Source organism: Streptomyces sp. A5-4 (assembly GCF_051131715.1).
Taxonomy (GTDB): Bacteria; Actinomycetota; Actinomycetes; order Streptomycetales; family Streptomycetaceae; genus Streptomyces.
In genome coordinates this window covers 5,341,991-5,359,680 of the sequence record NZ_CP178591.1, presented here as the reverse complement: position 1 = coordinate 5,359,680, position 17,690 = coordinate 5,341,991, and the positions used below count along the sequence as shown (strand labels likewise).

Genomic DNA, 17,690 nt, shown 5'->3' with positions numbered 1-17,690 from the left:
CGGCGATCTCCAGGACCGGCGGCCGTCAGGTCCGCCCCCGGAAGCGGCGGCGGTCGTGCGGCGCGGAGGGGGGCGAGTCCGCCAGCCGGACCACCGCCCCGTCGCGGCCCGCCACCACCGGCTTCGCCGCCAGCGCCGCCTTGGCGCGGTACTGCGCCGCGTCCGCGAGGCGGAACAGCCGACGGGCCGAGCGCACCTCACCGATGGGATCGCCGGTCGACGCGACCCCGCAGGCGACGCCCTCGCCCAGTTCCATCCCCCCGGCCCGTACGCACAGCTCCTCGGAGACCCGGACCACCTCGTCCGCCGACGGGCCGACCGCCAGCAGGCAGAACTCGTCGCCGCCGAGCCGCGCGGCCAACGTGCCGGGCAGCATCGCCCCGCACAGGGACAGGACCGAGCCGAAGCGCTCCAGGAGCCGGTCGCCGACCGCGTGGCCATGGGTGTCGTTGACCCGCTTGAGGCCGTTCAGGTCGCAGACGACCAGACTGACGATCGTGCCCGACGTCCGGTGCCGCTCCACCGCCGCGTCCAGGCCCATGTCGACGGCGCGGCGGTTGGCCAGCCCGGTCAGCGGGTCGGTGTAGGCCAGCTTGCGGACCTCCTCCAGCCGTTCGGTCTGCGCGATGCCCGCCGCGGCCACCGAGGCCAGCACCGTCGCGAAGTCCGCGTCGGACCGGCCGAAGACCTGCGCGCCGACGGGCCTGGCGACGTACAACTCGCCCCAGGCCCGTCCGCGCAGCACGATCGGCGCGACGACACAGGAGCCGCGCCCGCGGCGGCGCAGCGCGGCGACGCGCTGATGGCAGTACCCCGCGGCGTCGGCGTCCCCCTCGGCCGGTCCGGCCGCCGTCTCGACCCAGGCGTTGGGCTCGCCCCCGCCCGCCCACTGCTCGTGCAGGAACTCCGCGATCTCCGGGAACTGGTGCACCGGATAGGTCTCCTCCTCGGGGAAGTCCTCCTCCCCCTCGGCCAGCGTGCCCGCGTTGACGAGCACACGCAGCCGGCCTAGCTCCCGCTCCCACACCGAGACGGCGGCGAAGCTGCCGCCCAGCGCGTCCCGCGCGCCCAGCGCCGCCGCCCGCCAGGACTGGCGCGGGGTGTGCGCCGCCGCCATGGCCTGCGCCAGCGTCACTACGGCCCGTAGCCGCGCATCCTCACCCATCACCCCACCTTAGGATGATTTGTACGATTGTGAGCCTTCCGCTCCTCCCGCCTCCCGGTCTACTCGCCCGGCCAGTGCGGCTTGCGCTTCTCGTTGAACGCGGCGACACCCTCCGCGCGGTCGCCCGAGAAGGCCACGGACCGCCACGCGGCGTCCTCGACCTCCAGGCCCGCCCGCAGGTCGAGACCGTGCCCGAGCCGCATCGCGCGCTTCGCCGCGCGCAGGCCCACCGGGGAGTTCCCGGCGATGCGCGCGGCCAGCGCCAGCGCCTCGTCGCGGGCCTGTCCCGCGTCCACCAGCTGGTCGACGAGCCCGAGCCCGGCCGCCTCCCGGGCTTCCACGCGCCGCGCCGTGAACACCAGCTCGGCCGCCCGCGCCGCGCCGACCCGCCTCGGCAGCAGCTGCGTACCGCCGCCGCCGGGGATCACACCGACCGACACCTCGGGCAGCCCGACCACCGCGGTGTCGTCGGCCACGATCAGGTCGCAGGCCAGCGCCAGCTCGAAGCCGCCGCCGAGGGCGAAGCCGTGCACGGCGGCGATCGTGGGCATCGGCAGGTCGAGCACGCCGGTGTACGCCCCCCGGGCGACCGGGCGTTGACGCACCAGCTCGGCGTCCGTGAAGGAGTTGCGCTCCTTGAGGTCGGCGCCGACGCAGAAGGCACGCGGACTGCTGGACGTCACCACGGTGACCCGTACCGCCGGGTCCGCGGCGAGCGCGTCGCACGCGGCGGCGATGGAGCGGGCCATGTCGGTGGACACGGCGTTCATCGCCTTGGGCCGGTCGAGCACCAGCTCGGCCACGTGCCCGCCGTCGCCGTGCCGTCGTACGGCGACGAACTCACCGAAGCGCTGCGGTTCCTGGGGGTGTCGCGGCGACTGCCGCTGCTCGCTCGTGCTCATGGGTGCCCTCCCGGTTAACGACCGTTACCGGGGCGATCCTAGTGGCGGGCGTCCGGGGGACTCCGGGCCGCCCGCACTCCCTACAGCGTCCGCCGCGTCAGCAGCCACGGCTCGACCGTGCCCAGGCCGCGCACCGGCCGCTGCCACATCGGCTGCAGCGCGAACCGGTACGAGGGCGGGGCCACGCCCTCCTTCTCCGCCTTCTCCGCCTCCACGGCCGCCTCCGCCTCGGAGACCGGCGCGTCCCCGGTCCGCGAAAGCTCCTTGGCGAACGCCTCGTCCACCAGCAGCGCGTCCTTGGGCGCTATGGACGTGAGCCGGCTCGCCAGGTTCACCGTCGTACCGAAGACGTCGCCCATCCGCGTGGTGACCGTGCCGAAGGCGATGCCGACGCGCAGCGCGGGCATCGCCTGGTCGTTGGCCATCGTCTCGATGAGCCGCAGCGCGATCTCCGCCGCCGTGCCCGCGTCGTCCGCCGCGTACAGGACCTCGTCGCCGAGGGTCTTGATGAGCCGGCCGCCGTGCGCCGCGACCAGGTCCGCCGCGGTCGTCTCGAACGCCTCGACCAGCTCGCCCAGTTCCTCCTCCTCCAGCCGGCGCGTCAGCCGGGTGAAGCCGACGAGGTCCGCGAAGCCGACCGCGAGTCGCCGGTCGACCATCTCGTCGTCGTCGGCGGCCTGGACGACCCGGCCGGTCGCGGCGGCGAGCTGCCGCCGCCACACGTAGACGAGGAATTCCTCGAGCTCCGGGAGGAGCAGCTCGACCAGGGGGTACGTGACCTCGGTGCGGGTCATGCCGGGCTCCGGCGGCTCCGTCAGCCCCTCCAGGAAGGAATCGATCTGCCACTCCGCCAGCCGGGCGGTGGTCTGCCCGGTGGACCGGGCGACCTGCACCGCCATCGGCTCGCTCAGCAGCCCCGCCTCGACAAGACCCGCGAGGCGTCGCAGGGCCAGCACGTCCGCCTCGGTCAGGGCCTTGGCCTGCCCGATGTCGGCGAAGCCCATGGCGCGCCAGAAGCGGGAGGCGAGGTCCATCGAGACGCCTGCGGTACGGGCGGCCTGAAAAGGGGTGTAGCGGCGCTCGGCGCCGAGAATGAGCTGTTCCAGGCGGATGGCGAGCGGGTCGTCGGTCGGCTCGGCCGTGTGGTCCACGGCGTGGTGCGGGGTCGGGTGGAGCGAGACCTCGGGCTCCATCCGGGCCTCGATGTCGTCCTCCTCGGCGGACCCGTCGGCCCACGCCCCGGCACCGTCCGGCTCCGCGCCGGTCTGCGCCCGGGATTCACGCCAGGACCCGGGACCGGCCTCGGCGCGGTCCCCGGCAGGCTCCCGCGCCCCGTCCGCGGCCTCATCAGCCGCCGCGTCCGCCGCGGAGGCCTCGCCGTCACCGGACGCGCCCCTACGGGCCCGCGCACCGTCCGCCGCTCCGGCACCCGGCCGTGCGGGCGTGTCGTCGTCCGCCCCGGTACCCGCGCGGGACGTCGCACCGTCACCCCGCGGCCCCGCGGCCGCTCCGTCCCCCGCAGCGGACCCCGCGCCGGACGCCGTGTCGTCGACGGTCACCTGCCGCCTCCTGCCCGTTCCCTGCGCACTGCCTGTGTCCTGCCGTTCTGTCGTCGCGCGATCTGTCGCGGATCGCCTCAACGATACGGCAGGTGTGCCCTACCTCACTCCCCCGTCCCCGGTGTCTCCTCTGTACCCGGACCCGGCCGCAGGTGTACGACGTCGCCCGCGCCCACCGGCTCCTGCATCCCGTCCGCCGTCGCCAGCACCAGCCGCCCGTCGCCGTCGACCGCCACCGCCTCCCCGGTCAGCGACCGGCCGCCGGGCAGTTCCGCCCGTACGGTACGGCCGAGTGTCGAGCAGCCCGCCGCGTACGCCTCCTGCAGGCGGCTGCCCGCCGGGTCGCCGCCTGCCGTACGCCAATCGGCGTACCACTGGCCCAGGGAGCGCAGCACCGCGCGCAGCAGCGGGTCGCGATCGGTGGAGGCGGCGCCCGCGAGCAGCAGCGAGCCCGCGCCCGGCACGGGCAGCTCCTGCTCGGCGAGCGAGACATTGATGCCGATCCCGACCACGACACCGTCCGCCGCGCGCTCCGCGAGGATGCCGCCCGCCTTGCGCTCCTCACCGTCGACCGTCACCAGCAGGTCGTTGGGCCACTTCAGGGCCGTGTCCACGCCGGCCGAGCGGGACAGCGCGGTGGCCACCGCGACGCCGGTGAGCAGGGGCAGCCAGCCCCAGCGCTCGACAGGCACCTCGGTGGGCTTCAGGAGCACGGAGAAGAAGAGCCCGGAGCGCGCGGGCGCCGACCAGCGCCGGTCGAGGCGCCCACGGCCCTGTGTCTGCTCCTCGGCGACGAGCACCGCGCCCTCGGGCAGGTCGGCCGCGCGCGCGGCCAGGTCACTGTTGGTCGAGCCGGTGGCGGACACGACGTCCAACGACGTCCACAGCCCGTCGGGCCGAAGCAGCGCGCGCCGCAGCGCGGGAGCGTTCAGCGGCGGTCGGCCGAGGTCGGACCAGCGTGCGTCTGGAGCATCCGGAGGCGTCATGCAACCCAGCGTAGGTGTGGCAAACGACGCACTGCCGAGTGGCATCCGCGCCACTACGCTACGTGTCAGTAGCCGTCCGTTGACCAGGCAGGGAGCCCCATCCCGATGTCAGAGGCCGAGATCGCCAACGCCGATGTCGATGCACACAGCAGTCATACGACCGCGGGAAAAATCGCGGATCTGCAGCGCCGTATCGAAGAGGCGACGCACGCGGGCTCCGAGCGCGCGGTCGAAAAGCAGCACGCCAAGGGCAAGTTGACGGCGCGCGAACGGATCGAGCTGCTCATGGACGAGGGATCGTTCATGGAGCTCGACGAGTTCGCGCGGCACCGTTCGACCAACTTCGGCATCGAGAAGAACCGTCCCTACGGCGACGGGGTCGTCACCGGTTACGGCATGGTCGACGGCCGCCCGGTCTGCGTGTATTCGCAGGACTTCACCATTTTCGGCGGCTCGCTCGGCGAGGTCTACGGCGAGAAGATCGTCAAGGTCATGGACTTCGCCCTGAAGACCGGATGCCCGGTCATCGGCATCAACGACGGCGGTGGCGCACGCATCCAGGAGGGTGTCGTCGCGCTCGGCCTGTTCGCCGAGATCTTCCGCCGCAACGTCCACGCGTCGGGCGTCGTACCGCAGATCAGCCTGATCGTCGGCCCGTGCGCGGGCGGCGCGGTGTATTCGCCCGCCATCACAGACTTCACGGTGATGGTCGACCAGACCTCGCACATGTTCATCACCGGGCCCGACGTCATCAAGACGGTCACGGGCGAGGACGTGGGCTTCGAGGAGCTGGGCGGCGCGCGCACCCACAACACCACCTCGGGTGTCGCGCACCACATGGCGGGTGACGAGAAGGACGCCATCGAGTACGTCAAGTCCCTCCTGTCCTACCTGCCGTCGAACAACCTCACCGAGGCCCCCGCCTTCCCCGAGGTGGCGGACCTGGAGACGTCCGACGAGGACCGTGAGCTCGACGTCCTCATCCCGGACAGCGCCAACCAGCCGTACGACATGCACACGGTCATCGAGCATGTGCTGGACGACGCCGAGTTCCTGGAGACCCAGGCGCTGTTCGCGCCGAACATCCTCACCGGCTTCGGCCGGGTCGAGGGCCGCCCGGTGGGCATCGTCGCCAACCAGCCGATGCAGTACGCCGGCTGTCTGGACATCAACGCCTCCGAGAAGGCGGCGCGCTTCGTCCGTACTTGCGACGCCTTCAATGTGCCGGTCATCACCTTCGTGGACGTGCCTGGCTTCCTGCCGGGCGTGGACCAGGAGTACGGCGGCATCATCCGGCGCGGCGCCAAGCTGATCTACGCGTACGCGGAGGCCACGGTCCCGCTGATCACCGTCATCACGCGCAAGGCTTTCGGCGGCGCGTACGACGTGATGGGGTCCAAGCACCTGGGCGCCGACCTCAACCTGGCCTGGCCGACCGCGCAGATCGCGGTCATGGGCGCGCAGGGCGCGGTGAACATCCTGCACCGCAGGACGATCGCCGCATCCGACGACCCCGAGGCGGCCCGCGCCGAGCTGATCGCCGACTACGAGGACACCCTGCTCAACCCGTACGTGGCGGCCGAGCGCGGTTACGTCGACGCGGTGATCATGCCGTCGGAGACGCGCCGCCACATCGTGCGCGGGCTGCGTCAGCTGGGTACGAAGCGCGAGTCGCTGCCGCCGAAGAAGCACGGCAACATCCCCCTCTAGCCCCCCCCAGTCCCCGCCAGGAAGGGCCGTTCGGATGATCAAGGTCGTACGGGGCAACCCGACACCGGAGGAGCTGGCCGCCGCACTCGCGGTGGTCCAGGCACGCGCCGCGGCGGCGGAGGGCTCACCGTCCGGCGCCCACGAGCCCGCGGCCGCCTGGGCGGACCCGGCGCGGGTGGCACGCCACTCGATGCCGCGGCCGGGCCCACAGGCGTGGAGCCGGACGTACTGGCCCGCGTAGCGCGCGACGTCGCAGGCGGAGGGCCGGACCCGAGTGACGGAGTGACGGGTCCGGCCCTCCGTTCGCTCCCTCCCCTCCGCGCGTGTCAGAGAACGTCGGCGACGGTCTTCGCCATCAGCCGGTAGCCCGCGTCGTTCGGGTGCAGGCCATCCTTGAAGTCGTACGCCGGGTTGAGCCGTTCGGCGTCGGCCGGGTCCGCGAGGACCCGGTCGAAGTCGGCGACCGCGTCGAACTCCCCCGAGGCGCGGATCCAGTCGTTCACCTCGTTGCTGACCCGCCGCGCGTGCTCACCCCAGTGGTCGGAGCCCTTGAGCGGCAGCAGCGTGGAGCCGACGATCCGCAGGCCCCTCGCGTGCGCCGCCCGGATCAGCTCCCGGTACCCGGCGATGAGCTCGGCGGCCGGCACGACCGGTGAGGGCTTGTAGGTGGGCTGGTCCTTCGCCTCGCTGAAGCCGATGTCGTTGAGCCCTTCGAGGAGCACGACGGTGGAGACACCGGGCTGGTCGAGGGCGTCGCGGCCGAAGCGGGCGGTGGCCCGCTCGCCGTACCAGGCCGAGTCGTTGAGGACGAGGTTGCCGCCGATGCCCTGGTTGATCACGGGCCGTCCGGTGCGCTCGGCGAGCGCGTCGGAGTAGCGGCGGTCGGTGTTCGGGGTCGAGCCGAAACTGTCGGTGATGGAGTCCCCGAAGAGGACGATGCCGTCCGCGCGGGGGCGGCCCCGGTCGCCGCCGACCTCGACGCCCGACAGGTAGTACCAGGACTGGGTGGTGTCGGTGAAGGCTGCCGCGGAGGTGACGCCCCGCTGGTCCCCGTCGGCGCGGTAGCTGTCGGTCCAGGCCTGGGAGTGGTAGGTGGCGGGCCCGGTGGTCCCGGCGAGGTAGAGGGTGACGGTCACCGACTCCAGCCGTTTCAGCCCAAGTCGCGTGGCGTCGCTGCGCAGTTCGCCGTGCGCCGGTATCGCGACGGATCGCTTCCCGCCGAAGGTGAGGTGGCGGACGCTGCCCGGCTCGACGGCGGCCCCCTTGTCCGTACGGGCGAGGGTGACGCCGGTGATGCGCAGCGGTGAGGTCCCGTACGCGTTGGAGAGGCGGATACGGGCCCGCTCACCGGCGGCGGTGACCCGGACGACCTGGCGGACGGTCTGGCCGGAGAAGCCCTCCTGCGACCAGTTCGGGGTGAAGCCGGTGCTGGGGCTCTGCGGCGAGGCGCCCCACGCGGCGGTCCAGTGCGCGGACCGCTGCTCGGCGGGGGCCGGCTCCGGGGACGCGGACGACGCGTGCGCCGCGCCGAGCAGACCGAGGGCGAGACCTGCGACGAGGACGGGGGCCACGGTGCGGCGTACGCGGTGAATGTGCACGGCAATGCTCCTTCAATCACCCTAATGGGTGGTGAGTTCCGTTAAGATGTGAGGACCGTAGCAGAGTCGGAGCGATTAATGGAACAGAATTCCCGTTTGGGTGGCCCCGCGGCCACACCGGGCAGCGTGCGGCCGGGCGGCCGGACCGCCAAGGTCCGCGCCGCCGTCCTCGAAGCCACCCAGGACGCCCTGGTCGAACAGGGCTTCCACGCCCTGAACATGGACCGCGTCGCGGCGGGCGCGGGCGTCGGCAAGACCACCGTCTACCGGCGCTGGGGCTCGTCGGTCGGCCTGGTCTCCGACCTGCTGAGCGACATGGCCGAACAGTCCCTGCCCGCCGCCGACACCGGCTCACTGGAGGGTGACCTGCTGGCCAACGCCCGTCTCGTACGACAGACCCTCACCGCCCCCCGGATGGGCGCCGTATTCCAGGCGGTCATCGCCGCCGCCGCGTGCGACGCGCAGTGCGCGACCGCGCTGAACGGCTTCTACGCGACCCGCATCCGCGAGTGGGCGCCCTGCGTGGAGCGGGCCGTCGGGCGCGGCGAGGTGCCGGCCGGGACGGATGCGGGCGAGGTGATCCGGGCGGTCTCCGCGCCGCTCTACTACCGCTTCGCGGTAAGCCGCGAAGCGGTGACCGAGGCGGACGCGGACCGGGCGGCGGGTGCGGCGCTCGCGGCGGCGCGGGCGGGGGCGTACGTGCCCCGGGCGACTCAGCGGGGCTAGTGCTGCTCCGCGCAAGTTCGTGGAGGGGTGTTGATCAGGAGGTCTTGAGCGGGGTGCCGTCGTAGGTCCAGCGGTAGGGCTTGGCCTTCTCGTTGTGCGCGATGACGTAGTGGTCCATCTTGTCGATCAGGTCGTCGCGGCTGGAGAAGTCGCCGTGCCGCAGGACCCGGCGGGTCAGGGCGGAGAAGAACAGTTCCACCTGGTTGAGCCAGGATGCGTGCGGCGGGGTGAAGTGCACGCGCCAGCGCGGATGAGCTTGGAACCACTTCCGGGTGTGTTTGGCGGTGTGGGAGGAGCCGTTGTCCAGCACCACGTGGATCTCCTTTCCGGGCTCGATGACCGCATCGAGCCGGGCAAGGAAGGCGGTGAAGGTGACCGCGTTGTTCCGGACGATCGGCTCGCTCAGCACCTCGCCGGTGCGTATGTCCATGGCCGCCACTATGGAGGCGGTGCCGTGCCGGCGGTATTCGAACTCCTCGCGGACATCCCGGCCCGGTGCGGCCGGGACGCCGGGGTGCCTGCGGGAGCGGGCGGCGATCGCGGTCTTCTCGTCGATGGACAGAACCACCGCTCCCTCGGGCGGATTGCGGTAGAGGCTGCACACATCGGCGACCCGCTCCCAGAAGTCGGGGCTGTCACGGCGGGTGAGCCAGCCACGCACCCGGTGCGGCTTGAGGTCCAGGTCAGCCAGAATCCGGCCGGTTTGAGAGGCGGATATCTTCGCGAACACGGTGCCCGCCACCTGGGCGGCGATCGTGCGGTGTGACCAGGTCGACTCCGGATGAGGCGGGGCACTGGTGGCCGCTGCCACGATCGCGACCCGCACCTCGCTCCCGTAGGTACGAGGGCGCCCCGAACGTTGCGCGTCCAGCAGGCCCTGAAGTCCGCCCGCCGCGAACCGGCCCCGCCATTTACGGACCGTGTTCACCGAAATCCCCAGCTCACGGGCGATGCTCCCGTTGGTCAGCCCGTCCGCCGCGGCGAGCACGATCCGCGCCCGCAGGGCCTGACGCACCTGTGCTGTCACCGACGACGCCGCCCGCACCAGCCGATCCCGTACCCCTTCGTCGTCGTCCAGCACGATTGCGACTGCCTCCGCTACCAGCACCGATCCCCTCGCCTCCCCTGCGATCTGCCGGTGATCATGGCGCATCGCGGGGAAGGGCGTGCAGGATGGGTCCCGTGCCGAAGAACCCGCCGGAATCGATGCAGCACTCCCTGCGTCAGCGCCTGAACGACCACGCCCGCAACCGCTGGCCCCAGCTCGCCGGAGTGAAGGTCCGTTACCGGGCCGGATTCGCCTACGTGGAGGGTGAGTTGACGGACGGCGAGTGCCTGCCACTGTGCCGCCTGCGCTTCACCGGCGTCCTGCACACGTGGGGCTTCGCCCTCTACCTCGCCAGCCGAGACGGCTACGAAGACAACATCCTGCCCAGCGGCCTCCCCGCAGGCTCACCCGAAGAAGCCCTCGACTGCGCCTGCCACCTCTACCTCGACACCTGAACACCCCTCCACGAACTTGCGCGGAGCAGCACTAGTCCACAGGCAGGGCGGCTTTTGAGTACGGGTACTCAGGCGCCGGGGGCCTCACGGCCGCAGGATCGATTGCATGCTGTGGTCCGACCCGGAGGATGAGCCCCCCAAAGAGCTGCGTGAGACGGAGGCGATGCTTCGTCGCATGGGGCTGCTGCTCGCGCTCGCGATGGTGGTCGCCATGTTTGTGCTGGGCGTGTACTGAGCGGGAGTGCGGGTGCGGGTGCGGGTGCGGGTGGCCTCGCGGTGCGGGCCGGTGCGGTGCGGGTTGCCTGCGGCGCTGTTCCCCTACCCGCCCCTTCCCGAAACTGGGGCTCCGCCCCACACCCCGGTCCTCAAACGCCGGACGGCTGACATGGGCGGGGTGGGAGCAGGCCGGGGCCGCCCCACGCGTCGGTCCTCAAACGCCGGACGGGCCGAAGTGGCCCCCCAGCCCCGGACGGGCTGAAGTGGGCGGGGCGGGAGTGCGCGGCGGCCACACGTGGGCCGGGTGGGAAACGCGGGCGCCCCCTACAACACCGCGCCGGCGCCGGTCCTCCCACGCCGGACGGGCCGAAGTGGGCCAGGGCGAGCGGGGAGTGGGTCGGTGGGCGACCGGCCGCAGTGGGCCGAGCGGTCCGAGAGGGCCGCAGCCGGTCCGGCGCTTGAGGACCGGCACCGGGGCCGTCCACCGGGCGTTCCCCGGAGTCCTACGATTAGCCGCATGACTGATCCCCGCCGCCGCCTCGTCCTCGCCTCCGCCTCCCCCGCCCGCCTCGGGCTGCTGCGGCAGGCCGGGCTCGCTCCCGAGGTGGTCGTCAGCGGCGTCGACGAGGACGCGGTCAGCGCTCCGACACCGGGCGAGCTGGCGCTCGTACTCGCCGAGGCCAAGGCCTCGTCCGTCGCGGGCCGCCCCGAGGTATCCGGCGCGCTGGTCATCGGCTGCGACTCCGTGCTCGAACTCGACGGCGAGGCGCTGGGCAAGCCCGCCGACGCCGAGGACGCCACCGCCCGCTGGAAGTCCATGCGCGGGCGCGTCGGCATCCTGCAGACCGGCCACTGCGTGATCGACACCGCGACCGGCCGCAGGGCCGCCGCCACCGCGTCCACCACGGTCCGCTTCGGCGAACCGACCGACGCCGAGATCGCCGCGTACGTCGCGACCGGCGAGCCGTTGTACGTCGCCGGGGCCTTCACGCTCGACGGCCGCTCGGCGCCCTTCATCGACTCCATCGAGGGCGACCACGGCAATGTCATCGGCCTGTCCCTGCCGCTGCTGCGCCGGCTCCTCGGCGAGCTGGGGATCTCGATCACCGATCTGTGGGTCTGACAGCCGCCGGAGCGCGGGCACGGCGCGTCAGGCCGGCGCGGGCGCCCCGTTCTCCGGCCCCGCCTTCGGCGCGTCCACCGGATCGGCCCCGTCCCCCTCGACGCGCGGACCGTACGCGATGAGGTTAAGGACGATCAGCCCGAACTCGACCATCATCAGCACGAACGCGGGCCAGCCCACCAGGCCGACCGCCAGCGCCCCGAGCACCACATGCACCACGGCGCAGACGATCAGCAGAATGCGGCCGATGCGCCCCGGCGGCCTGCCCGACAGCGCGCTGCGCAGCAGCACCGCTCCGCAGCACACCAGATAGAGACCGAAGAAGCCGCCCATCACCCAGGTGGAAGTGGCCATGACGCCGGGATCCAGACCGGCCAGGGACATCGACTGGCCGTCAACGACCTTGCCGAGGATCCAGTTGACGAAAACGATCCCGACGGCTTCGACGAACAGCACAGCCGCAGCCACGGCAGCTATCGGTCTGCGCGCCACGGCGCCCACCCTCTTCCGCTGTTACCTCAAGTACGCACGACAGCGCGAAGGCTACTCACGGGTAAACCTCTGGACAAGAGGTCGCGCGAAGTCATGACGCGCAGCAAAGAATCTTTCGGGCGTTCGTAGGGACCCGACAAAGAAAGCAGGGGTGGCGGTAACCCCTGTAACAGAGACCTTGCCCACACAGGAAGGCTACTGTTCGGAGGAGAAACCCGTCGTACCGTGATGCGGCAAGGGAATTCAGGACTCGCGCGGACCTCGAACACGCTCTGTGTGGGCAAGCTCACCATTGGGGACGGGTCGTAACGTCGTGTCGGCAGTCCCTAAAATCAGCTTGTTTCAAGGAGGGAGCCATCGTGCGCAAGGTGCTCATCGCCAACCGTGGCGAAATCGCTGTCCGCGTTGCCCGAGCATGCCGAGATGCCGGGATCGCGAGCGTAGCCGTCTACGCCGACCCGGACCGGGATGCTCTGCATGTCCGCGCGGCCGACGAGGCATTCGCCCTGGGCGGTGACACTCCGGCCGCCAGCTACCTGGACATGGCCAAGGTGCTCCAGGCGGCCAAGGACTCGGGTGCCGACGCCATTCACCCCGGCTACGGATTCCTGTCCGAGAACGCCGAGTTCGCGCAGGCCGTGCTGGACGCGGGCCTGACCTGGATCGGCCCGCCGCCGCAGGCCATCCGCGACCTCGGTGACAAGGTCGCGGCCCGGCACATCGCGCAGCGCGCGGGTGCTCCGCTGGTCGCCGGCACGCCGGACCCGGTCTCCGGGTCGGACGAGGTCGTGGTGTTCGCCGAGGAGAACGGCCTGCCGATCGCCATCAAGGCGGCCTTCGGCGGCGGCGGTCGCGGCCTGAAGGTCGCCCGTACGCTCGAAGAGATCCCGGAGCTGTACGACTCCGCGGTGCGCGAGGCCGTTGCCGCCTTCGGCCGCGGCGAGTGCTTCGTCGAGCGCTACCTCGACAAGCCGCGGCACGTCGAGACCCAGTGCCTGGCCGACAGCCACGGCAATGTCGTCGTCGTGTCGACGCGTGACTGCTCGCTCCAGCGCCGGCACCAGAAGCTGGTCGAAGAGGCCCCGGCGCCGTTCCTGAGCGAGGCCCAGAACGCCGAGCTGTACGCCGCGTCCAAGGCCATCCTCAAGGAGGCCGGCTACGTCGGCGCCGGCACCGTCGAGTTCCTCGTCGGGGTCGACGGCACGATCTCCTTCCTTGAGGTCAACACCCGCCTCCAGGTGGAGCACCCGGTCACCGAAGAGGTCACCGGCATCGACCTGGTCCGCGAGATGTTCCGGATCGCCGACGGCGAAGCGCTCGGCTACGGCGACCCCGCGGTGCGCGGTCACTCCTTCGAGTTCCGTATCAACGGCGAGGACCCGGGCCGCGGCTTCCTGCCCGCCCCCGGCACCGTCACCGCCTTCGCTCCCCCGTCGGGCCCCGGCGTGCGGCTGGACGCGGGCGTCGAGTCGGGCTCGGTCATCGGCCCCGCCTGGGACTCGCTGCTCGCCAAGCTGATCATCACCGGCGCCACCCGCGAGCAGGCGCTCCAGCGCGCCTCTCGCGCGTTGGGCGAGTTCAACATCGAGGGCATGGCCACGGCCATCCCGTTCCACCGCAAGGTGGTCGTCGACCCGGCCTTCACCGCCGACCCGTTCACGGTGCACACCCGCTGGATCGAGACCGAGTTCGTCAACGACGTACCGGCCTTCGTCCCCACCGATGTGGACACCGAGGACGAGCCGGGCCGCGAGACGGTCGTCGTCGAGGTCGGCGGCAAGCGCCTTGAGGTCTCGCTGCCGTCCTCGCTGGGCATGACGCTGGCCCGCACCGCCGCGGCAGGCGGCGCCAAGCCCAAGCGCCGCGCCGCCAAGAAGTCCGCTTCGGCGGCTTCCGGCGACACCCTCGCGTCCCCGATGCAGGGCACGATCGTCAAGGTCGCGGTCGAGGAGGGCCAGGAGGTCAAGGAGGGCGACCTCGTCGTCGTCCTGGAGGCCATGAAGATGGAGCAGCCTCTGAACGCGCACCGCTCGGGCACCGTCAAGGGCCTGTCGGCGGAGGTCGGCGCGTCCGTCACCTCGGGCGCGATGATCTGCGAGATCAAGGGCTGACCGTACGAAGCAGTCGTACCCTGGCTCCACGCGTGCAGCCCGCCGCACGCAGGTAGAGCCGTACGAAGGCCCCGCCCCCGCCGACAAGGCACCGGGCGGGGCCTTCGTCGATGCACGTACGCCGTCGCTGGCATCCTGGTGGCACGCGGCACGACACAGGGGATCCGGGAGAGGACGACGCGATGGCCACCAGCAATGCACGGACGCCGGCGACCGCGTCGGCGACGTCCGCACGGCGGCCCATGCGCGCCGACGCGCGCCGCAACTACGAGCGGCTGCTCGCCGAGGCCCGCCGCGCGTTCGCGGAACACGGCACCGATGCCTCCCTGGAGGACGTCGCGCGCCGCGCCGGGGTGGGCATCGGCACGCTCTACCGGCACTTCCCCAACCGGCACGCGCTGATGAGCGCGGTCTTCCAGGGCGCGGTGGACGAACTGCTCGCGCACTCGCGCGCCCTCGCCGACAGCGAGGCCCCCTGCACGGCGCTGGTGACCTGGCTGCGCGACATCATCACTCATGCGGGTGAGTACCAAGGCCTCGCCCGCGAGCTCATGTCGGCCTCGCGCGACGACAGTTCGGCGCTGGCACGGTGCAGCACGTCGATGAGGGAGGCCGGCGAGCGGTTGCTCGTACGGGCTCAGGAAAGCGGCGTCGTCAGGCCCGATGTCTCCATCGGGGATCTGATGCAACTGACCAACGCCATCGCGCTGGCCGCCGAACAGGCTCCGGACGATCCGGAGTTGGCCGACCGTCTACTGACGCTGACCCTGAAGGGCCTGCGACCGGAAGAGCCCAAGAGGCTTTAGCCGGTTGATACTTCGACAGCCCGTGCCGCGTCGGCAGCCGGTGGCACATCGGCAGCCGGTGATACGTCGACCGTGGCGCGTCGGCCGGCTTCGGTCAGCGGCGGCGCAGGTCGGCGACGCGCGCCCGCTCCCGCTCGCCGGGGCCCGACTGCTGCTCGGCGAGGGACGTGGCGGCGGAGCGCAGCTGCGCTCCGGCGCCCTGGATGGGCCCGCCCGGGTGCGTACGCCGCTGTCCGGGCAGCGGCATGTCCCGGCGGGGCTGCTGTCGCCCCGTCGGGACGCCATCACCCCCGGCGCCCACGGCTCCCGGTCCCGCGACGGCGATCTGCACACCCTGGTCGGCCAGGGCCTGCAGCTCGGTGGCCGCCCGGTCGTCGTGGGGTGGCGGCTCGTCGGTGACGAGTCGCGTGATCACGTCGGTCGGCACGGTCTGGAACATGGTGTCGGTGCCGAGCTTGGTGTGGTCCGCGAGGACCACCACTTCGGCGGCGGCCTGCACCAGGGCTCTGTCGACGCTCGCCGACAGCATGTTGGAGGTGGAGAGTCCGCGCTCCGCGGTCAGACCACTGCCGGACAGGAAGGCCCGGGTGACGCGCAGCCCCTGGAGGGACTGCTCGGCCCCACTGCCGACGAGCGCATAGTTCGAGCCACGCAGGGTGCCGCCGGTCATGACGACTTCGACGCGGTTGGCATGCGCCAACGCCTGTGCCACCAGCAGGGAGTTGGTGACGACCGTGAGCCCGGGAACCCGGGCCAGCCGTCTGGCCAGCTCCTGCGTGGTCGTACCGGCGCCGACGACGATGGCTTCGCCCTCTTCGACGAGTCCCGCGGCAAGCTCGGCGATGGCCGTCTTCTCCGCGGTCGCGAGATGGGATTTCTGCGGAAAGCCGGACTCTCGCGTAAATCCGCCCGGCAATACCGCACCGCCATGTCGGCGGTCGAGGAGTCCTTCTGCCTCCAGCGCTCGCACGTCCCGCCGTACGGTCACTTCGGAGGTCTGGACGACACGGGCGAGCTCACGGAGCGAAACAGCCCCGTTGGCGCGCACCATTTCGAGGATCAATTGGCGACGTTCTGCAGCGAACACGAAACTGACAGTAACCTGAGGGGCCGATAGTTTTCAGCAGTTTGCGCCGAATAACAGAAGTTGTTCGCTAACTGAAGCGACAAGTGGTATACGCGGCGTACGCCCGGCACGTATGCCGGAGTACTACCCGCCGCTCGCGCCTGGCCTACGCTTCGCCCGCCGTCTTGCGCGAGTGCAGCTGACGCGCCACCTCCGCGATCGAACCCGAAAGGGACGGGTACACCGTGAAGGCGTTCGCGATCTGTTCCACGGTCAGGTTGTTGTCGACGGCGATCGAAATCGGGTGGATCAACTCGCTCGCGCGCGGCGACACGACGCAGCCGCCGACCACGATGCCCGTGCCCGGCCGGCAGAAAATCTTGACGAAGCCGTCCCGGATGCCCAGCATCTTGGCGCGCGGGTTACGCAGCAGCGGCAGCTTCACGGCGCGGGCGTCGATCTTGCCCGAGTCGACGTCGGCCTGGCTGTAGCCGACCGTGGCGATCTCGGGGTCGGTGAAGACGTTCGACGAGACGGTCTTGAGGTTGAGCGGGGTGACCGCGTCGCCGAGGAAGTGGTACATCGCGATGCGGCCCTGCATGGCCGCGACCGACGCGAGCGCGAACACCCCGGTCACGTCACCCGCCGCGTACACACCGGGCGCGCTGGTGCGCGAGACCCGGTCGGTCCAGATGTGACCCGAGTCCTTGACCCGGACCCCGGCCTCCTCCAGGCCCATGCCCGCGGAGTTCGGGATGGCGCCGACGGCCATCAGGCAGTGCGTGCCGGAGATGACACGCCCGTCGGAGAGCGTCACCTCGACGCGGTCGCCGACGCGCTTTGCGGACTCGGCGCGCGAGCGGGCCATCACGTTCATGCCGCGACGCCGGAAGACGTCCTCAAGTACGGCGGCGGCGTCCGGGTCCTCACCGGGCAGCACCCGGTCGCGCGAGGAGACCAGAGTGACGCGTGAGCCGAGCGCCTGGTACGCGCCGGCGAACTCGGCGCCGGTCACGCCGGAGCCCACCACGATGAGCTCCTCGGGGAGCTCGTCGAGGTCGTACACCTGCGTCCAGTTCAGGATCCGCTCCCCGTCGGGGAGGGCGTCGGGGATCTCGCGGGGGTGCGCGCCGGTCGCGAGGAGCACGGCGTCGGCGGTGAGGCGCTCCTCGCCGCCGTCCGCGTCGGCCACGACCACGGTGCGTGAGCCGTCGGCGCCCTGCCGGCCTTCGAGACGGGCCCGGCCGCGCAGCACGCGGGCGCCGGCCCGGGTAACGGACGCGGTGATGTCGTGGGACTGCGCGAGCGCGAGACGCTTCACCCGGCGGTTGACCTTGCCCAGGTCCACGCCGACGACGCGGGCCGCCTGGTCGATGTGCGGGGTGTCGTCCGCGACGATGATGCCCAACTCCTCGTACGAAGAGTCGAAGGTCGTCATCACCTCGGCCGTGGCGATCAGAGTCTTGGACGGGACGCAGTCGGTGAGCACCGACGCCCCGCCCAGACCGTCGCAATCGACGACGGTCACCTCCGCGCCGAGTTGGGCGCCCACGAGGGCCGCCTCGTATCCGCCGGGTCCGCCGCCAATGATCACGATCCGAGTCACGTCCTCCATTGTCCCGCACGCGCCGAGGTGATTCGCCCCGGGGCCTCCAAACGGCGGCAGGGATCCCCGGGGGTTCTCCGGAACACCTCCGACCCGGTACGGGAGCCGCCGCGCGGGACCC

17 protein-coding genes are annotated in these 17,690 nt (G+C 71.7%); 8 read left to right on the top strand and 9 right to left on the bottom strand.

The genetic code is table 11. The features are described 5' to 3' along the window. Positions 1-25 precede the first annotated feature (25 nt). The 4 genes from ACLLJJ_RS25065 to ACLLJJ_RS25050 form a co-directional block, all read right to left on the bottom strand. On the bottom strand, positions 26-1,165 hold the full coding sequence (locus tag ACLLJJ_RS25065; RefSeq protein ID WP_434595598.1) for a diguanylate cyclase domain-containing protein: 1,140 nt from the start codon (positions 1,163-1,165) through the stop codon (positions 26-28). 59 nt (positions 1,166-1,224) lie between these two features. Continuing rightward, on the bottom strand, positions 1,225-2,067 hold the full coding sequence (locus tag ACLLJJ_RS25060) for an enoyl-CoA hydratase/isomerase family protein (RefSeq protein ID WP_434595596.1): 843 nt from the start codon (positions 2,065-2,067) through the stop codon (positions 1,225-1,227). Positions 2,068-2,147: 80 nt separating this feature from the next. After that, the gene (locus ACLLJJ_RS25055) at positions 2,148-3,260 is read right to left on the bottom strand and encodes an adenylate/guanylate cyclase domain-containing protein (RefSeq protein WP_434600513.1); all 1,113 of its coding nucleotides are present in this window, start codon (positions 3,258-3,260) and stop codon (positions 2,148-2,150) included. 470 nt (positions 3,261-3,730) lie between these two features. Further along, positions 3,731-4,612: a biotin--[acetyl-CoA-carboxylase] ligase gene (locus ACLLJJ_RS25050; RefSeq protein WP_434595594.1), complete on the bottom strand. Its 882-nt coding sequence runs from the start codon at positions 4,610-4,612 to the stop codon at positions 3,731-3,733. Positions 4,613-4,717: 105 nt separating this feature from the next. Between ACLLJJ_RS25050 and ACLLJJ_RS25045 the strand changes: the two genes are divergently transcribed. Both ACLLJJ_RS25045 and ACLLJJ_RS25040 read left to right on the top strand, forming a co-directional pair. Beyond that, entirely contained in the window at positions 4,718-6,322 is a 1,605-nt protein-coding gene (locus ACLLJJ_RS25045) for an acyl-CoA carboxylase subunit beta (RefSeq protein WP_434595592.1), read from the top strand. Between the two features lie 34 nt (positions 6,323-6,356). Then, a complete protein-coding gene (locus tag ACLLJJ_RS25040) occupies positions 6,357-6,563 on the top strand; it encodes an acyl-CoA carboxylase epsilon subunit (RefSeq protein WP_434595590.1) in 207 nt (68 codons plus the stop codon). An 85-nt stretch (positions 6,564-6,648) separates the two neighbouring features. Here ACLLJJ_RS25040 and ACLLJJ_RS25035 read toward each other — a convergent pair whose 3' ends face one another. After that, positions 6,649-7,920 carry an SGNH/GDSL hydrolase family protein gene (locus ACLLJJ_RS25035; protein WP_434595588.1) on the bottom strand — a complete coding sequence of 424 codons (1,272 nt, stop codon included), beginning with the start codon at positions 7,918-7,920 and terminating at the stop codon, positions 6,649-6,651. 78 nt (positions 7,921-7,998) lie between these two features. On the opposite strand from ACLLJJ_RS25035, the gene ACLLJJ_RS25030 reads away from it, so the two are divergent. Next, complete coding sequence (locus ACLLJJ_RS25030) at positions 7,999-8,646, top strand: TetR/AcrR family transcriptional regulator (protein WP_434595586.1); 648 nt, start codon at positions 7,999-8,001, stop codon at positions 8,644-8,646. Between the two features lie 34 nt (positions 8,647-8,680). Here the strand turns inward: ACLLJJ_RS25030 and ACLLJJ_RS25025 are convergent, their stop codons facing one another. Next, complete coding sequence (locus ACLLJJ_RS25025) at positions 8,681-9,727, bottom strand: IS630 family transposase (RefSeq protein WP_434592930.1); 1,047 nt, start codon at positions 9,725-9,727, stop codon at positions 8,681-8,683. A 101-nt stretch (positions 9,728-9,828) separates the two neighbouring features. Here ACLLJJ_RS25025 and ACLLJJ_RS25020 point away from each other — a divergent pair, with 101 nt between their 5' ends. The 3 genes from ACLLJJ_RS25020 (at position 9,829) to ACLLJJ_RS25010 (ending at position 11,488) form a co-directional block, all read left to right on the top strand. Next, positions 9,829-10,149 carry a hypothetical protein gene (locus ACLLJJ_RS25020; protein WP_434592928.1) on the top strand — a complete coding sequence of 107 codons (321 nt, stop codon included), beginning with the start codon at positions 9,829-9,831 and terminating at the stop codon, positions 10,147-10,149. A gap of 106 nt (positions 10,150-10,255) precedes the next feature. Beyond that, the gene (gene mmpB / locus ACLLJJ_RS25015; protein ID WP_434595584.1) at positions 10,256-10,384 is read left to right on the top strand and encodes a morphogenic membrane protein MmpB; all 129 of its coding nucleotides are present in this window, start codon (positions 10,256-10,258) and stop codon (positions 10,382-10,384) included. Between the two features lie 498 nt (positions 10,385-10,882). Beyond that, positions 10,883-11,488 (top strand): Maf family protein, encoded by a 606-nt coding sequence (locus ACLLJJ_RS25010; RefSeq protein ID WP_434595582.1) that lies wholly within the window; start codon positions 10,883-10,885, stop codon positions 11,486-11,488. A 27-nt stretch (positions 11,489-11,515) separates the two neighbouring features. On the opposite strand, the gene ACLLJJ_RS25005 is transcribed toward ACLLJJ_RS25010, so the two are convergent. Continuing rightward, positions 11,516-11,980, bottom strand: coding sequence for a hypothetical protein (locus ACLLJJ_RS25005; RefSeq protein ID WP_434595580.1), 465 nt, complete (start codon positions 11,978-11,980; stop codon positions 11,516-11,518). Positions 11,981-12,339: 359 nt separating this feature from the next. On the opposite strand from ACLLJJ_RS25005, the gene ACLLJJ_RS25000 reads away from it, so the two are divergent. Together ACLLJJ_RS25000 and ACLLJJ_RS24995 are read left to right on the top strand one after the other, a co-directional pair. After that, entirely contained in the window at positions 12,340-14,091 is a 1,752-nt protein-coding gene (locus ACLLJJ_RS25000; protein ID WP_434595578.1) for an acetyl/propionyl/methylcrotonyl-CoA carboxylase subunit alpha, read from the top strand. Between the two features lie 182 nt (positions 14,092-14,273). Further along, positions 14,274-14,897: a TetR/AcrR family transcriptional regulator gene (locus tag ACLLJJ_RS24995; protein ID WP_434595576.1), complete on the top strand. Its 624-nt coding sequence runs from the start codon at positions 14,274-14,276 to the stop codon at positions 14,895-14,897. 94 nt (positions 14,898-14,991) lie between these two features. Here the strand turns inward: ACLLJJ_RS24995 and ACLLJJ_RS24990 are convergent, their stop codons facing one another. Then, on the bottom strand, positions 14,992-15,984 hold the full coding sequence (locus ACLLJJ_RS24990; RefSeq protein WP_434595574.1) for a DeoR/GlpR family DNA-binding transcription regulator: 993 nt from the start codon (positions 15,982-15,984) through the stop codon (positions 14,992-14,994). Between the two features lie 145 nt (positions 15,985-16,129). Further along, positions 16,130-17,569, bottom strand: a complete 1,440-nt coding sequence (locus tag ACLLJJ_RS24985; RefSeq protein ID WP_434595572.1) for an NAD(P)H-quinone dehydrogenase — start codon at positions 17,567-17,569, stop codon at positions 16,130-16,132. Positions 17,570-17,690: the final 121 nt, after the last annotated feature.

What these genes read in the sequence shown, in the direction of transcription:
- ACLLJJ_RS25055 (WP_434600513.1), bottom strand. Translation starts at nt 3,260, where the DNA reads ATGGAGCCCGAGGTCTCGCTCCACCCGACCCCGCACCACGCCGTGGAC.
- ACLLJJ_RS24995 (WP_434595576.1), top strand. Translation starts at nt 14,274, where the DNA reads ATGGCCACCAGCAATGCACGGACGCCGGCGACCGCGTCGGCGACGTCC.
- mmpB (WP_434595584.1), top strand. Translation starts at nt 10,256, where the DNA reads ATGCTGTGGTCCGACCCGGAGGATGAGCCCCCCAAAGAGCTGCGTGAG.
- ACLLJJ_RS25060 (WP_434595596.1), bottom strand. Translation starts at nt 2,067, where the DNA reads ATGAGCACGAGCGAGCAGCGGCAGTCGCCGCGACACCCCCAGGAACCG.
- ACLLJJ_RS25065 (WP_434595598.1), bottom strand. Translation starts at nt 1,165, where the DNA reads ATGGGTGAGGATGCGCGGCTACGGGCCGTAGTGACGCTGGCGCAGGCC.
- ACLLJJ_RS25010 (WP_434595582.1), top strand. Translation starts at nt 10,883, where the DNA reads ATGACTGATCCCCGCCGCCGCCTCGTCCTCGCCTCCGCCTCCCCCGCC.
- ACLLJJ_RS25045 (WP_434595592.1), top strand. Translation starts at nt 4,718, where the DNA reads ATGTCAGAGGCCGAGATCGCCAACGCCGATGTCGATGCACACAGCAGT.
- ACLLJJ_RS25050 (WP_434595594.1), bottom strand. Translation starts at nt 4,612, where the DNA reads ATGACGCCTCCGGATGCTCCAGACGCACGCTGGTCCGACCTCGGCCGA.
- ACLLJJ_RS25040 (WP_434595590.1), top strand. Translation starts at nt 6,357, where the DNA reads ATGATCAAGGTCGTACGGGGCAACCCGACACCGGAGGAGCTGGCCGCC.
- ACLLJJ_RS25030 (WP_434595586.1), top strand. Translation starts at nt 7,999, where the DNA reads ATGGAACAGAATTCCCGTTTGGGTGGCCCCGCGGCCACACCGGGCAGC.